This window comes from [Clostridium] aminophilum DSM 10710 (assembly GCF_000711825.1).
Taxonomy (GTDB): domain Bacteria; phylum Bacillota; class Clostridia; order Lachnospirales; family Lachnospiraceae; genus Clostridium_R; species Clostridium_R aminophilum.
On the sequence record NZ_JONJ01000020.1, the window covers coordinates 20,477 to 37,754 of the forward strand.

The 17,278-nt window shown below is 41.7% G+C and carries 11 protein-coding genes and 1 pseudogene; 11 read left to right on the top strand and 1 reads right to left on the bottom strand.

Going from position 1 to position 17,278, the window contains the following annotated elements; all coding sequences use genetic code 11:
* Window positions 1–377 precede the first annotated feature (377 nt).
* From BR86_RS0112670 to BR86_RS0112730, 11 genes and pseudogenes are all read left to right on the top strand, one after another.
* Window positions 378–662: pseudogene (locus BR86_RS0112670) on the top strand (HIRAN domain-containing protein); the annotation flags it as partial.
* Window positions 663–1,309: 647 nt separating this feature from the next.
* Window positions 1,310–2,461, top strand: a complete 1,152-nt coding sequence (locus BR86_RS0112675; protein ID WP_081844271.1) for a metallophosphoesterase family protein — start codon at window positions 1,310–1,312, stop codon at window positions 2,459–2,461.
* Window positions 2,458–5,106: an AAA family ATPase gene (locus BR86_RS0112680; RefSeq protein ID WP_031474456.1), complete on the top strand. Its 2,649-nt coding sequence runs from the start codon at window positions 2,458–2,460 to the stop codon at window positions 5,104–5,106. The genes BR86_RS0112675 and BR86_RS0112680 overlap by 4 nt, the downstream gene beginning before the upstream one ends.
* A gap of 199 nt (window positions 5,107–5,305) precedes the next feature.
* Complete coding sequence (locus BR86_RS0112685; protein ID WP_031474458.1) at window positions 5,306–7,066, top strand: leucine-rich repeat protein; 1,761 nt, start codon at window positions 5,306–5,308, stop codon at window positions 7,064–7,066.
* A 122-nt stretch (window positions 7,067–7,188) separates the two neighbouring features.
* The gene (locus tag BR86_RS0112690; RefSeq protein ID WP_031474460.1) at window positions 7,189–7,989 is read left to right on the top strand and encodes a DUF1351 domain-containing protein; all 801 of its coding nucleotides are present in this window, start codon (window positions 7,189–7,191) and stop codon (window positions 7,987–7,989) included.
* A gap of 3 nt (window positions 7,990–7,992) precedes the next feature.
* Window positions 7,993–10,854, top strand: a complete 2,862-nt coding sequence (locus BR86_RS0112695) for an ATP-dependent helicase (RefSeq protein WP_031474462.1) — start codon at window positions 7,993–7,995, stop codon at window positions 10,852–10,854.
* A 3-nt stretch (window positions 10,855–10,857) separates the two neighbouring features.
* On the top strand, window positions 10,858–12,264 hold the full coding sequence (locus tag BR86_RS0112700; RefSeq protein ID WP_081844272.1) for an exonuclease domain-containing protein: 1,407 nt from the start codon (window positions 10,858–10,860) through the stop codon (window positions 12,262–12,264).
* A gap of 153 nt (window positions 12,265–12,417) precedes the next feature.
* Window positions 12,418–13,362, top strand: a complete 945-nt coding sequence (locus tag BR86_RS0112710) for a helix-turn-helix transcriptional regulator (RefSeq protein WP_330372145.1) — start codon at window positions 12,418–12,420, stop codon at window positions 13,360–13,362.
* Between the two features lie 27 nt (window positions 13,363–13,389).
* A complete protein-coding gene (locus tag BR86_RS0112715; RefSeq protein WP_031474468.1) occupies window positions 13,390–13,575 on the top strand; it encodes a hypothetical protein in 186 nt (61 codons plus the stop codon).
* 235 nt (window positions 13,576–13,810) lie between these two features.
* Window positions 13,811–14,752, top strand: a complete 942-nt coding sequence (locus tag BR86_RS15350; protein ID WP_051684808.1) for a tetratricopeptide repeat protein — start codon at window positions 13,811–13,813, stop codon at window positions 14,750–14,752.
* Window positions 14,753–15,518: 766 nt separating this feature from the next.
* Complete coding sequence (locus tag BR86_RS0112730) at window positions 15,519–16,724, top strand: HipA domain-containing protein (protein WP_031474472.1); 1,206 nt, start codon at window positions 15,519–15,521, stop codon at window positions 16,722–16,724.
* 300 nt (window positions 16,725–17,024) lie between these two features.
* Here the strand turns inward: BR86_RS0112730 and BR86_RS0112735 are convergent.
* Window positions 17,025–17,278 (bottom strand): transposase domain-containing protein (locus BR86_RS0112735; RefSeq protein WP_031474474.1); only part of this gene is annotated, 254 nt, incomplete at its 5' end.

Genomic DNA, 17,278 nt, shown 5'->3' on the forward strand with positions numbered 1-17,278 from the left:
CTTTTGCCGGATGACCGATAAAGTAAATGATCCCCCGTTGGAAGTGATTCCGACGGGGGATTTTTATGTTGGTGGAAGATGATAAAATGGTGCAAAAATGACATAAGTAAGCGGAAAAATATTGAAGAAATGACAGTATTCTAAATGACATCTATACATTTCCATATTTTTGCGCGTTTAAGATAAAAGAGTATTTAAAGAAAAAGTGAGATATTAGATGTTTGTGATTCTGAAAAGAATTAGACGTATTTTTAGTGGCGTTGTCTTTCAAATCGGATGGGAACAAGATTGTTTGAAGAAAAGAGGATGATTATAATAGTGATATAATTATATTAAATATTATTTGATTCAGGAGGGACCGTTATGACGGACGCACAAAGCAGATTGAAAAAGTGAAAGTCGGGGATGTGATCCGAATTACCAGAGATAAGGAGAATGCTTTTAATCATAATAATTTTCAGCTTCTGACAGAAAAAGGGAAGGATGTCGGGAATATGCCTGCCGAGATATGCAATGCCGTTGCTCCTCTTTACGATGGAGGAAAACTTGTGATTGAAAGCGCAGAGTTGAGTTTTGTTGAGCCGATCTCGGCAAGGAGTCGTCATGCAAAACAGGCGATCCTCTTTGTGGAGATGCATGCAAAACTGAAAATCTCGGGATAATTGCTAGTTGATATGGGTGACATTGCCATAGAGTGAATTTTCAAGGATCTGGGTGAGAACCAAGTTTTTGCAAAGGGTATTCTGCGATATAGAGCCATCTTCTTTATGAGGGGGTAACTTGACAGGAATGCAGGTAAGCGTTTCTTGTACTGGCACGAGCGAGGGTGGAAAAAGTCTGTATAAGTGAATTAACCAAGGCCTTCTATGACACACTGAAATTATGGCAGAAAAAGAGAGAAAGCCGATATATCATGTTTAAATCGCGCGATGGAGAATGAAAATAATACAGCGCGTGATTCCTTAAAACAAGAGGAATAGTTGACAGTATGGCAGGGGCGTCATCGAATGATACGTTGTCAGGATTTGAAGAATTGCAGTGTTATTTGTAGATAGACAGATTCTGACTATGCGGGTCATATATTATGAGTGATAGAGAAACATAAACATGCCTGTAGGGTGATTAAAAGAACTGACGTTGATGAATTGGTCTGATGTCATTCAATCCACGCAAAAGCATGAAAAAAGTTAGGAATATACGTTAAATCATACAGGAAGCTTCCTTCCATAAAGTCTGATACTGCGATATCCTCCTGCGCTTATCCATGCAGACTTGAATCTTGAACCACAATATCAATCAGAAAGGAAAAATGATGTATTTGGTTGTGAGTACATCATACAAGAAAAATATGAGGATTTGTCATTGTGCAGACTTGCACTTGGACTCTAAAATGACCACACATCTTACAGACGAACAGGCAAAGGAAAGAAAGAATGAACTGCTTCATAACTTTATCCGTCTGGTCGATTATGTAAAAACGAAGAACATCAGTGCAGTAATTATCGCTGGAGATTTATTTGATAAGAAAACCATCTCAGTCCATGCGAAGAACATCGTATTTGAAACGATAAGGGCTAACCCCAATATCAAATTCTATTATTTGCAGGGAAATCATGATTTATCCAATATCATTGAATCATTAGATGTTGTTCCGGAGAACCTGTTTACATTCAAGGACACATGGACATCTTACATTATCAATGATAATGAAAATTATAAAATAGTACTTACTGGAATCGAACTTGAAAATCAGAATAGTGCGGACGTTTATTCCACACTGTTCCTGCAACCGGAATCCTATAATATTGTAACGATGCACGGACAGCTCAGTCAGTATGGTGTTAAGGACGATGCTGAAGTGATTGACTTATCCAAACTAAAGAATAAGAATATCGATTACCTTGCGCTAGGACATATACATCAGTATCAGGATGGTAAGCTGGACGCAAGAGGGAGCTTCTGCTATCCGGGATGTCTGGAGGGGCGAGGCTATGATGAAACAGGGGATCATGGTTTTGTGGTAATCGATATTAACGAAAAGACACATTTGGCCACGCGTGAATTTATTCCATTTGCGATGAGGAAACTGTATGAAATCCCGGTAGATGTGAGTAACTGCAACTCAACAAGTGACATCATTAGAAACATTGAGGCAGAGTTGACAAATTATGATTGCAAGGAGACGGACCTGGTAAAATTTGTACTGACCGGAGAAGCGGATGTAAAGGCGGAGAAAGACCTTTCACTGATAGTAAAAACATTTAATGGACGGTTCTATTGTGTAAGAGCGAAAGACCATTCAAAAATCGCCATCGATTATGAGTCGTATAGTCTTGATACATCACTTAAAGGAGAATTTGTACGACTTATCAAGCAGGATGAAAGTATAAAGGAAGATGACAAACGAGAAATGATACGCTGTGCGCTTCAGGTTTTGAATGGGGAGGAGATTGAGTTATGAGATTAATACATGCGCATATCGATAATTTCGGGACGCTGCATCATTTCGACATTGATTTTAATTGTGGTATCAATAACATCTTTCATGAGAATGGATGGGGAAAGACAACACTTGTTACTTTCATTAAAGTCATGTTCTACGGATTTGACAATGATGGAAAGAGAAATGATATTGAAAATGAGAGGCGTCATTATACACCATGGCAGAATGGAACCTATGGTGGAACATTATCATTTGAACTCCATGATAAGCAGTATCGTATCGAAAGAGTTTTTACATCAAAAAATCACGATTCATTTGAATTGTATGATGTGGCAACAAACCTTCCGACAAAAGACTATTCATCAAATATCGGTGAAGAAATTTTTGGAATTGATATGAAATCTTTTGCCAACACGGTATTCATTGGCCAACAGCAGGTCGGCAGTACTGAGCCAACATCTCAAATCAGTGCCAAAATAGGAAATCTTTCCAATGAGACAGCAGATATGTCGATGTATGAACCAGCAAATAATGCGCTTACTAAGAAACTGTTAAGCCTGACACCAAAACGAAATACAGGCCTTTTGGCAAAACTGGAGCCGCAGATCACAGAATTAAAGTATCAGGTAGACCAGAAGACAGTCATAGAAAATAATTACAGCGAACAAAATGCGAAGATTCAGGAGTGTAATAAAGAACTGGAATCGATTAATAAGCAGCTACGAAGCGTTAATGAGAAAAGAAACATATTAAGTGAATATCTGAATGTTGGGACAAAAAAAGAGCAGTATAACGGGCTTAAGAAAGAACTTGAGGATGCGGCAAAGGAACTGGCTGAAACAAAGAAACTGTTCCAGAAAGAAGTACCAACACAAGACGACATTGCAAGATTTTCTAAGGATGCGAACGATTACACATTAGTATCTGCAGAGGTAAAGAACGCTGTGCTAAAAGATGATGAGGTGGCACAGTATGAGAGTTTGAAGAAAAAGTTTGAAAATGGGACGCCTACACAAGACGAGCTAAATATTACTGAACAAGATATTAAGAAATTATCGGCTTTTCGAAAGGATATGGAAATCGGAAAACCAACAAATGAAGAACTTCGTCAGCTGGAGCAGATGAAAACTAGTTTTCGAAATGGAACACCAAATACTTCGACAGTAGATCAGTTAATCGATGACTGCCAGAAAATGAATGGTATTCAACAGGCACTGCCTGGTAATAAAGCAAATCTTGAAACACAGATCTTCAACATCGAGAATGCAGCTTCGAACCAGTCAAAGAAATCTGCTCCTAATATGGTACTTATCATTATTGGTGTATTAGCAGTAGTGGCAGGGATCGCTATCTATCTTGCGGCAAAGAATCCTGCCGGATTTGCAGGGGTAGCTGTTGGCGCCGTGCTGTTGATTGCTGGAGTAATGGCTGGAAATAAGAAAGAAGCAGAACCAGAAAAGAAACCAGAACTTCCGGAGAGTGTAAGAGCGCTGAAGGAAAAAATTGAACATGAAGAAATGTTCTTAAAGCAGAAAGAAAAAGAGATTACAGAGTTTGTTACGGCGTATGGAAGCGTGCCGAGACAGGATAAACTGCTGAATCAGCTATATGACCTTAAGACTGCGTCAATAAAATACAATGAATTAAATAAGAAAGTATCAGCATATAACCAAAAGAATTACGAGGATGCTGTTGAAAAGACAGTCCAGGGTATTGAAGCGGTGTTTGAAGAATATGGCATCAAGTGTGCGGAAGACAGATTTGAAGCGGAACTCTATCACTTAGAGAGTGATATCAAGACATATGTTGCGCTTGGGAATAAAGCTGCAACACAAAATGCTATTGAAGAAAAATATAGAAAAGCTCGATCGGCAATAAATGAATGGGTAGCAAAATATAGTGATAATTCGGAAACGGATCCGCTAACTCTGGTATCGGATCTGAGAAAAAATCTTGGAATTTTACAGACAAAAGAAGAGTCTTTTGAAAAGAGAAAGAAACAACTGAGTCTTTTTGAAGCGGATAACGATGTTGCTTCATTTGAAGCCCTGAAAGCTCCGGAATTTGATGAGACAATGGAGGAATTAACTGTTTCCGCAAAGTCTCTTGATGAACGAAAGACAGAATTACAAGAAATAAGAAACGTAGTTCAGAATCAGATAAAAGAGCTCGAAGAAAAATTAGAAAGTATCAGTCAGGCGGAAGATACTTATCAAGCAAAGCTCGATGAAAGAAATACTCTACAGCATCAATATGAGATAGTTGAGAAGACACAGGAATATCTTGCTAAGGCAAAAGATAGTTTCCTTGCTCATTATATGCAGCCGATGCAGACAGCATTTGATAAGTACTATACGTTACTGACAGGTGATGAATCTAATGCATATGACCTTGACGCTAACCTGAATGTGACAAAAGTTGCAGAAGGTGCTCATAGAGATATTGGCCTACTTAGCGAAGGATATAAGGATCTGGTTGGGTTGTGCAGACGAATGGCCATGATAGATGCTATGTATGAAGGAGAGAAGCCATTTATCATATTTGACGATCCATTTGTGAATTTTGATAATGAGAAAACGGAATATGGAATCAAATTCATAAACGAGCTTTCTAAAAAAAATCAGATAATTTATATGACATGCCATAACAGTAGAAAGGCATAAGTGAAGCGTCAAATGACAGCCTGTTAACTCGCAATGGAGAATGAAATTATAACAGCGCGAGTTTTCTTAAAACAAGAGAAATAATTGACGTCGATGAATTGGATGGTGATGTTTAACCCAGGTCCCCGCCAGGTAAACGACTCAGCAAAAGACAAAAAAGATAGGAATATACTTTAGGCAGCATGGGAGGAAAATAAAAATGATGAGATACAGCGAAGAAGAGGGTGTGTTTTTTAGATACGAGGGAACTGATTCTGAAGTCTATATTCCTGAGGGAATACGAATAATAGAGAAAGGCGCGTTTTCAGATGTTGCGTCCATTAAAAAGATCGTTCTTCCGGAAAGCCTGGAAATAATAGAAAGTGAAGCATTCTTTAGGTGCCCATATATTGGGTCAATAACCATAAAAGGGAATCCAGAAATAAAATCGAAAGCTTTTGAAGGGAGTGGAATCAGGGAATTCCGTGTAGGAAGATCGGAAACCTATTCGGTCATTGAGGGTGTGCTGTTTAATTATGATAAGACAGAGTTGTTGGCGTATCCCGCGAGAAAGAGAGCGGCAGAATATAAAGTGCCGGAAGGAGTGACAAGAATAAACAGAGATGCTTTCTGTGGGGATAATGGATATCTTTTTATTGTATATCTTCCGAGGAGCATACAAGAGATATTGAACACAGAAATAGAGAGCTGTTATTTCGATGAATATGAAGCTATGAGAGGATATGGAAAATACTTCTCTCAGGGATTGGATCACGATGAAAATTGGTATGTCCTGGATTCTTGGCATGATTATCATTTTGCATTTTATAACCGTGATCTTATACATGATCTGGGGAGCGGTATATATCTTGGAGGACCGCTTGACGATATCCCGGCGGGTTATAAAGAAGACGTGACATTTGAGTTCCTATATGCAATGCAGGCAGGGATCACAGAAATCGAAAAATATAAGGACAGTTACTTTGATTATATAAAGGAAAATGAGAATAAGTTTGCGGAAGAACTGGGAACCTTTTCCTTTGAGTTGATGCTAAGAGAAAAACTTTTATCGAAAAAACTGGTAGCAGAGTTGCTTTGTCACCCTTACCTTAAACAAAAACGAAAACTAAAAAAAACTATGTTGGAATATGTCGGAGATTATGAATTGCAAAGTAATGATCCAAACAGCACGGATGAAATCTCTCACAATGATTCAACAAAGGATGACTTTGTATTAGGGGAGACATTATGGATTCTTTCAAACGCGGGAATGGATGGGCAGTCCCGGATTGAATTTAAAACCGATAAGAAAACGGCGATCAAGGCGAGTAATGCATTTCAAACAGTTTTCAGAAAGAAATGGGACAACGAGATTAGGAAATTGACTTCTGCTTGCGAAGAAGATGTGGATGACTTCATTGAAGAGTTTTGGTATTATCGGAATCCAATTTCCGTTAATCTTGTTGAGGAGGGATTTAATATAACAATATCCCCATTGAATCTACTTTGTGACGAGAATGGGACACTCGCTCTGAATGGGGATTGCATATTAACTAGCACAATAGATTGGTTTCGGAAAGAATATCCAGACATGAAATTTGATGGGTATGTGGGATATCCTTTCTCAAATAGACAGTATGGGGAAATCACGGAGTTTTCGGTGTCATCAGAATTTGGTTGTAGTTGGCGGTTCCTAAGGGGAAAACTTTTCCCTTCTGTGGGGGAAGCTCTTGCAAACGCTGTTGGAGAAAAAAAATTCTGGGAGGAATTGTTTGATGACTGGAGATTATATGAGGGAGTGAATTATAAGAATGTTTTGAGAGTATTTTATAACTATCAGTCATGGCTGCCTGAGGATGTGTGCGAAAAGTATATATTGTTGGCGAAAGAACATCATGTGGATAACTGTGAGGAATTAGAGAATTTTTTATCAGAGCTCAGATCAAAAGACCGGGAGAGGGAATGCGTAAAGGCTAATTAAGAATACATACGAATGATTTCACTGTCGTGAAAAAGACTATTATTCTTGGAAGTCTCAGACGATTAGCTCCTGATGATTATATTTTTAGGTGCGAAAGAAAAAAACAATAATGGAGATTGATTATGAATGAGTTGCAGATCGTTGATTTAGAGCAGAAAGACATTTCCACGTGGGATTTCGCGAAAATTAAGAGTGAACTGGAATTGGAGTTGGAAGTTTACAGGACCACTGTGTATACCGATGAGACCATTAAGTCGGCAAAGGCTGACAAAGCGACGCTTTCAAAGGCAAAAAAAATGGTGGAAGACCGTCGGAAAGAATATAAGGAAAGATGTCTGGCCCCGTATTCTGTCATGGAGCCGCAGATCAAAGAACTTGTGTCTATGATCGAGGAGCAGAGAACGCAGATCGATGCGGTAGTTAAGGATTTTACCGAGCGTCAAAAGCAGGCGAAAGAGGAACAAATCCGCGCTTACTACGACAAGAAGGCGAAAGATCTGGGTAAGTATGCAGATGCTTTATTTGAAAAGATACTGGATCCGAAATGGCTGAATAAGACCACAACAAATGCAAAATATCAGGAAGAGATGATTGCGGCAATCGATCAGTCAGTGAGAGATATCAATGAAATTCAGGACATGAACTCTCCGTTCATCGACAGTTTGCTCGAGGTATATGCGGCTACACTGTCGGTAGACGAAGCGAAAAAAAAGCACGAAGAGTTGGCTCGGGCGATGAGCAGGGTCGGACTGGATCATGCGGATCAGATTCCTGTTCAGGACAGAAAGGAAGCGGAAAAGGCGGTAGTCGTCGATGAAAAAAACGGTACGACCGTAAAATTCTTTGCCAATAAGGGTAAGATAGATCAAATTCTTGATTTTGCCAGGGCAATAGGTGCAAACTATGAAATTTGTGGAGATTGATCAATGGTAGATTTAAGCGGGGCGAATGACGGTCAGAAAAAGGCGATAACCAACACGGAAGGACCAATGCTGATCATAGCCGGTCCGGGAACCGGAAAAACCTACACGCTTGTTAAACGAATCGCGTATCTCGTGTTTGAGAAAAATGCAGATCCGTCTTCGATCATGGTTGTTACCTTTACCGAAAAAGCAGCAAAAGAACTGCTCACCAGAATATCTGATGAGTTTATGAGCATTGATGTCGATTGCAAGATCAATATCAATGATATGTATATAGGAACTTTTCACAGTGTCTGTTTAAGGCTCATGAAGGAGTATTCTGAAGAACTGTCCGGTAATAAGCAGAGTCGAGTGATCGACGCCTTTGAGCAGGCATACATCGTTTGCAGAAATATGGAAGAGTTTTGCCATCTTCGAGGTTTTAATGGACATATTGCATCGACAGAAAATGTTCGGAAACAGGAAGACTGGAAAAATTCCATGAAGATATGCAGATATGTCAACCAGATGATGGAGGAGCGGGTTGACGTTCAGGCAATGTCTGAAGACGAAGATGAGGATTTGCGGTTTCTGGGAAAACTTGTCCTCCGTTACAGATCATTGCTTGCGCGTAAGAATGTAATGGACTTTTCATCGATTCAGACGAAAACGCTGGATATGCTCGACAGAGATGAAAGGATCCTTCAGGCGGTTCAGGAAAAGATCCGATATATCATGGTAGACGAATACCAGGACACAAACTACATTCAGGAACAGCTTGTTTTAAAGTTGGCGGGCAAGTCGCAAAATATATGTGTAGTGGGTGATGACGATCAGGGAATGTACAGATTCCGGGGGGCGACCATCAGGAATATTCTGGAGTTTGCGGACAGATTTCAGAAAGATGAATGCAAGGTCATTTATCTTGACGAAAACTACAGATCAGAACCGGGGATAATCCGGTTCTATAGTTCGTGGATGGCTGATTCGGGAGCCGGCTGTTTTGACTGGGGAAAATACCGTTTCCCGAAGCGGTTGAAGGCGTGTAAAACGGGGAAAAGCGATGCTCCTGCAGTATATGCATGCGCAGGAGCGTCTCCTGAGGCTGAAAAAGAAGAGGTGCTGGCTTTTGTAAAAAAACTAAAGACAAATGGAAATATAACAGATCTGAATCAGATTGCGTTTCTGTTTCGATCGGTTAAAGGATCAGAAGCCAGGGAAATCGCAGAATTCCTTGAAGCCAATGGATTTCCGGTATATTCTCCGCGATCGGAGATGTTTTTTGAGAGAACGGAAGTAAAACAGGCGCTTGGCTGCATCATGTTTTGCTTTCCGCATTATATCCAAGGATTGAAAAATGATTCATTTCGATATCCGATCAGTTCTGAATTAAAAGAATACTATAAGGCCTGCCGCAGGGAGGCAGTCACTTTGATCCGGGACGACGATGCGCTGAAGGGATTTTTAGAGCAGTGGACCACTGAGATACGGGATCTTTCTGATGACAGCGAAGAAGGGTTACTCGATATATTATACAGGCTGTTTGCATTTGAACCATTTCGACGTTATCTTGAGGTGGATATAACGGGAAAACCGAATGTGAGCAGGAGTGCCCGGAACCTTTCTGAAATATCCCGAATGATAGCTCGGTTCAGTTTTCTCCACAATATGCATCACATCACAGGATCTAACAAGGAGATGATTGCAGAGCAGCTGTTCAATATATATCTGAAGTATATGTATGTGGATGGGGTTGGAGAGTATGAGGATGAAGCCAATTATGCTCCTTCCGGATGCATCTCCTTTATGACGATCCATCAATCGAAAGGGCTGGAATTTCCCGTGGTAGTTGTTGGATCACTGGGGAATGTGCCAAAGAAAGAATATGACCCACTGATGTACTCGGCGGAGTGCAGATATTTTCATCGCCCGCCTTACGAACCGAGAGAATATATCAGGTTCTACGACTTTTGGCGATTGTATTACGTTGCTTTCTCGCGGGCGCAAAATATGCTCGTGCTTGCAACAAAGAAGGATGATCCGAAATATTTTGGGACAATGCTCGGGGAGCTTCCCAAAACGGGGGCGTTTCACAAAAAAGATCAATTTGAGAAGGTCAGGTCACTCAGGTTTAGACGGGTATATTCATTCACTTCGCATATTGGACTTTATGATGGTTGCCCGACGCAATACAAGTTCTATAAAGAGTATGGATTTGCCCAAAACAAGATGTTCCATACCTCTGTTGGTTCTCTTGTTCATGCCACATTGGAAGACATGAACAAATGCATTATCAACGGAGAGAAAGACAGGGTAAATGAAGAAGCCATAAAAGAATGGTTCTCCTTAAATTATCGGAGTATGCAGGAGCAGACCGGCTATTCGCTGACAGATGAGCAACAGGAAAAAGCGTTGTCTCAGGTGATCCGGTATTTCAGGCATAGAAAAAATGAGCTTGGAAAGGTATGGAAAGCCGAGGAAGAGATCAATCTTGTCCTAAACGATTATATTCTCCAAGGAATTATCGATCTTGTTGAGGGAGACGGCGATACGGTCGAAATCGTCGATTATAAGACTGGTCCAAAACCGGATATCAGGGATAATCCTCACAGGATCGATCATTACAAAAAACAGTTGGAGATATATGCGTACCTGATCGAGAAAAGATATGGTAAAAAGGTCAGCAGAATGCATCTGTACTATACCGGCACACTGGATGGGGATCCGATCATTTCATTCGAGTGGAGCAGAAATGCTATAGATGAAACAATACAGGAGATCACCCGGACAGTACAGAATATTGAAGCAAAGAAATTTGAATTAAAGGCACAGAATACATACGCTTGTGAGTATTGTGATATGAGGTATGTGTGTGAAAAAAGGTAGATTATGGCTATATGTTTATGTTGCGGAAAAGAATATGACGGATGTTTGTGCGGGGAATGCGCAGCGAAGACAGATATAGAGGATCTTTGCAACAGGATCATCGCATACAATCCGGACAACGGGGAGGAGCCAAGGGCAGATCAGATATGGGAAAAAGCAGCTGCAGAAATGACATACCCTTCTAATTTCAAAAATGTCGCATTTTCTGTTGCTGATTTTCTTCCCAGCCCGAAGAGAGAATGGCAGAAGATCCACAGCATCGTCGGGGACAGTGTCCGCGTGCCGAGAGCAAGTAAGGAATGGTTCTATCAGGTCTATGACAAGATCATCGGTTCAGAAAAACTGGGAAAAACAGAACGGATCCGGCTTAAAGGCCTGATGTTGGAAACACTGTATCAGGATTACAGATACCGCGAAGCGGATGAGCTGGCATTAGACCTGCTAGACCGTCCGTTGAATGTGTGGCAGGCAGCATATGTTATAGCGGAGTTTTTTTGTCAGACAAGACGTTACGATGAAGCGGAGGATGCCATGAGCGTCGGGAGGACACTGGCTGTTGACAACAAGGATGCGATTCGAACATTTGACGATCTGCTGGCAAAACATGAAAAGCGGCGTGCTGCGGCCGATGCGGAGAAGAAAGGTGAATATTTACCGAATCCGAAGGAAGGGAAAGCGGAAGCAATTGAGAAATATAGGGAGTTTATGAGTTCAATAGGAATCGATGTTGACATATCGTCGACCAAATCATCGGGAGGCGGAAGATATCCTGAGCCGATTCCAAAAGGAGAGTATCCGGAACTGATCGAAACAAGGGATCCTTCGTTTGACAGCTTTGTTGCATTTGATCTTGAGACCACCGGAATACACCCGGCGACAGACAGCATAATTGAGATCGGAGCCGTCAGAGTCGTAAATGGCGAGATCAGGGAGTCGGAGGAATTCATCTTCCGGGAATTTGTGAAACCCTTTAAGAGGAGCGTAACGGACTTTGTTACGGAACTGACCGGTATTACCAGGGAAGATGTGAAAGATGCGCGTCAGATGTGGGAAGTTGTGCCCGATTTCATGGAGTTTGTCGGGGATGATGTATTGGTTGGCTTCAACAGCGTGAATTTTGACGGTCAGTTCATTCAGAGAGCAGGGAGATACAGCAATCAGATATACACCAACAGGCATTTCGATGTATGGAGGTATGCGAAGGAACTGAAGGAAATTATCGGTTACACAGGCGAAGATTTTAAACTCGGCACTGTGGGCGAATTTCTCGGCATCAAGAACCCGGAAGCGCACCGTGCGCTGGCTGATGCCATCACGACGGCAAGGATATTCCTGAAGTTGAAAGAGCTGAGCGCAGGACAGACATCCGTATTATGCGATGGAGGAGTGCTGGATCTGGAGGACTGGTAAAATACCGTTCTTCAGCGTGCCTGAGGTTCCGGCAGAATTTTTGATTTTACGCTGAAGAAAAGCAGGTCAAATTCCAGAATACTGATAAAACAGCATTCATGAAGAATCACAAGAGAAATCAAAATGGGTGATCCCCCGACAGGAGAAGAGATTTTGGATAAAAAGGTTGAACGGATCATCAATCTGTATAACAGGTTAAACGATGGGGAGATCCTGGTAAAATCAGATGAAGCATACCGGTTTGGCGTGAACGAACGGTCCATACAGCGGGATCTCGATGACATAAGAACGTATTTTGCCGAGGATCCCGAATCCAACAGGGAACTGGTATATGATCGGGCAAAGCATGGCTATGTTCTGGCCCGGAGTCAGAAAAAGAGTCTCACCAACAGTGAGATACTGACGGTATGTAAGATTCTTTTGGAAAGCCGTTCTCTTACACGGGATGAAATGTTCCCGATTATAGATAAACTGCTTCAATGTGGTGTTCAGAACAGGAATCATAAACAGGTGGCTGATTTGATTAGAAATGAGAAATTCCATTATTTGGAACCTCATCATGGGAAGAAATTTCTGGACGATATGTGGGATATCAGCAGCGCGGTGTATGAGCACAGGCTGATGCGGATCCGCTACCGGAAGTTAAAAGAACCGGATAAAGTCAAGAGACTGATCCAGCCAGTAGGGATCATGTTTTCGGAGTATTACTTTTATCTCTGCGCCTTTATATCGGAAAGCGAAGAAATGCCGGATGTTCCCAAGCGTCCGTTTCCTACGATCTACCGCATTGACCGTATAGCAGAATATGAGGTGCTTGATGAGCATTTTCGCATTCCATATGCGGAGAGATTTGAGGAGGGAGAATTCCGGAAAAGGATCCAGTTTATGTTCGGCGGTGAATTGAGGAAGATATTATTCCTTTATAAGGGCTTGAGTATAGAGGCTGTTCTTGACCGACTCCCCACCGCGGAGATCGTACGACACGACGAAGCCGGATGGCTTGTGAGCGCCGAAGTTTACGGCGATGGTGTTGATATTTGGCTTCGCGGTCAGGGAAATAATATTGAAGTAGTGTCTGACGGCAAGAAGAACCCATAGGAAACTGGGGGTAAGGGAGGTTTCAGTATGGCAGAGCATGAAATCGATGTGAACCGCTTACGGAAAGATATGAAAGACAATTATGGCACGGCCATGTTCAATGGATTCCCCATGGCGGTGATGGAGCTGACCAAGGTTGAACGTTTGACGGACCGGGAACTGGTGGAACTGGCACAGAAGAACGGCGTGGATCTGAGGAAGTATATCATTTGAAACAATGAAGACTCCGGGATGGAACGAAAGGACCTGCAGACAATTTAATTGGAATCAAAATAAATGAAATATATTATCAACGATCAGAAGTATTATATTATCGATTTCAAAGAAGGAGTTGTAACGACCGAAGAACGTTTGCTTCTGTGGGATGACTAATCGAATTAGTGATTGACAAGGATCAGCGGCTGAGCAGCGTTGGAAGGTTCTCGAAGGGATAGGAAGGAGTATAATCATGAAAACAGTTTCTAACATTCAGTTTTTTCTTCACGCTGAAACAATGGTCTGGCTTTCACGAAAGTATCTTAAAGAAAAGATAGCTTTCGATGAGGGAACTGATTTCAGCTTTGAAAATATAGAGGAGCCGGTACACGTTGTTATAAAATCGGAAGATGATTTTACCGTAGTACAGGTGTTTTATCGAAGTCATCTTGGAATATACGATGAAGCGAGTTTTCAAATGAAAGTTCATAAGGACGGAACAACTTTTGATCTGGAATCCAAAGAGGGAGTAGACGACGAAACCACGGAAAACATATTATTGCATTATATGCGGTCGGGCTATGGGCTGTATAAAAATGCAATTGATCATGATTTTATGTCGCAATTTCCGGATTTGGACTTGGAAAATGAAGGGATTCTTATAACGTTACAGGATGAAGAACTCCTAGCGAAACGCGTTGTGGGGAAAAACCGACCCAAAATGGCATGCACAACTATCTTTGGCACAGAAATGTGCAGACCGTATTTTAATGAATACTCAAAGAATTTTTTTGGAAAACCGTATAGAACTTTCGAGGAAATATTGAAGGCGGCTGAAGACGGCGATGAAGATGCGATGGAAGCGGCTGCAATGGCATATCTGAACGGGGAGGAGACCGATCAGGATTATGAGCAGTCGTTTTATTGGTGGTCAAAACTTGCAGAAACAGGATATGCAACGGCACAGTTTAACACAGGCCTGTATTATGCGAAAGCCTTGGGGGTAAAACGTGATTTTGTCAAGGCGATAGAATGGATGGAAAAAGCAGCAGAAAATGGTGATGAGGACGCCCCTACACATTTGAAACTATATACATATGCAGAACAGCTACGGCAAAAAGCCATTGGTGGAGATCATGAAGCGTGGGAAAAATTAGAACAGATAATTAAGATGTTAGATGAAGCCGAGAACTAATCGGATCCGAAAATCTGCAGGGAGAATTCCTCGCATGATTAATCGGATCTGTGAGAAGAGCCTTATGTATACCAAAAGCGCCTCATCGATGATCACATGGTCAGCTATGTGGCTGATCACGAAATGCTCGCAACGAGTGAGTAATATTTGCTTCCGCCGGGAAGTATTCCCGGCGGAAACATCAAACGTAACAATGACACAAACTTGCGCAGTCCAGCGACAGACAAAGAGAGCAGCCGTGTGACAGCTCATGAGATCAGGAACAGTTTACCACCGGTGCCTCTATTTTGAATGGAAAAACAAAACCAATATAGTATTTGACCTAAGGCGTATATATGATCAAGGTTTTAGTGATATGTTTTTTTTCCATACTTAATTTGATTGTATACTTCATTATATTCTCTTTCAGAGTAACCTAATTTCTGGGCTGTTGAATAATTCGAAGAATCGTTATTTCCACAATGACTAAAAACTGTAATGAGAACAAGAATCACCCATATGATCTTAAGCGCTTTCATTTTTTCTCCATTTAATTAAAAAGTAGTTGGTATTTTAACATGGATTATTTCGATAAGGTGTTTAAAATAATAATATTCAAATCACCCTTAATGTCATATTCAAAAGATAGTCTAGATACTCGATTTCTTAATCCATCCTACATCGAAAATGGAAAACTTGATCAGTAGAAGAGGTAGTATATTGAAAACTCATGTTACAATAGGGGAAACATGAATGGCAATATGACGAATTGGGGAAAGGAAACGGTATGAACAGTTATTACCTGATGGACAAGAACAGACCTCTTGTAAAATTCGAGATAAAAGAGAATCCTTTGGGTGATGAGATCCGTGTCCTGAACATTGAGACGGCATCGGAAGCGGACACTCCGGCGATCCCGTTGCTGAGAGAAGCGATTCGGAATCAGGATATCGATACCTGGATGACCGCCTGGCTGGAAGGAAGAAACTTTGCAAAACATAAAGACCACATGAAGAGATGGCTGAAAGAGTGGGGAATCGATAAAACCAAGGGGTTTATCGATCTCACCCATGCCCTCTCGTTAAATGATGCTTTATGGGTAAAAGATACGTCATCCGATCTGACATGGGAGAAGGCAAACTATTACAGTAATCCTTTTTCGGATGTTGCGGAGACAACAGGGTTTGATTCGAATCTTGAGAACGTAGAGTTTTCGCCGACAAGCCCGGAGGTCACGGCAGAGGGGACATTTCCCAAGTGCTGGCGGCGTCTGGAGGATGATATCTTCCTGTATAAAACCGGATTAAAGGGTGCTGCAAATGTCGGGTTAGAGCCGTACAGTGAATACATCTCTTCGTATATTCTCCGGCAGATGGCTAAACAGGAGGTTCTGCCGTATGAACTGGAACGGTTTAAGGATAATCTCTGTTCGGTATGCGGCATCTTTACAAGCGAGAAGGAAGGATATATGCCGTTCTATCGCTATCTGGCCGGAACAAGGACCAATTACACGATCAAGGATGTGATTCAGTTCTGTGAAAACCTTGGATTTACAGAAGAAGTCAGAGAGATGTTTCTGACCGATTCGATCGTGATGAATCAGGACAGACATCTTGGAAATTTCGGCTTTATTGTGGACAATGACACGTTTGAGATCAAGCGGTTTGCGCCGCTCTACGACTACAACAGTTCGCTGCTCTGCAATGCGATGGAAGAAGACCTTCGGGATTTTGAGAAGTACGAAAATGAATTCTGCCTGGGACATAAGTTGGGCGGCGTGTTTTCGGAGGTTGGAAAAGCTCTCTGTACCGATGCGTTTATCAATCGAATCCCGAAAGAGATCATTCTTCCGCGACATGTAAAATATAATCTTCCGGAATCCCGTCTCAAGGCGATTGCTCAGATTCTGACCGAAAACCTGAGAAAGATAACCGGGAAAGAGTATTTTTCATTCCGCCTGGCGGAAAACGGTGAGACAATCAGAACCGCATAAGAGAGTGCGGCTGGAAGGAAGAACCTTTGCAAAGCTTAAACCCACATAAAGAAGGTCTCAGGGGATAGGTGTTGACTTTGCGGTTTTTTATGTTAGAATGTGAACGTCATCGGAGGGTGAGTTATTCAATTTGAAATAACGAGCTGGATAAGATGGCTGGTTGAGATGCCGGCTTCTTGTCCGGCTCTTTTTTTGGACTATAGGAAAGGGCGCTGTACTTCCTGTGGTTTCGTAAACGGTAAATAGTGGGTGCTTGGTTAACAGTAAGCCATCCCACTTAGGGATGGCTGAAACAGTCTTTTACTTCGATTGTCTGCATTCTATCGGCAGTTTATCTGACCACGGAAGAAGATCTTCCAGATAGGAATTATCTTCGAACTCACCATGCTCGGGGATCTGCTCCAACAGATATTTGAAATACTCATAGGGTTTAAGGTTATTCGCTTTGGCTGTTTCCACCAGGCTGTATAGGACAGCGCTGGCTTTCGCTCCACTGATGGTATCGATCATGACCCAGTTCTTCTTGCCAATGCAGAATCCGCGGATCGTTCTCT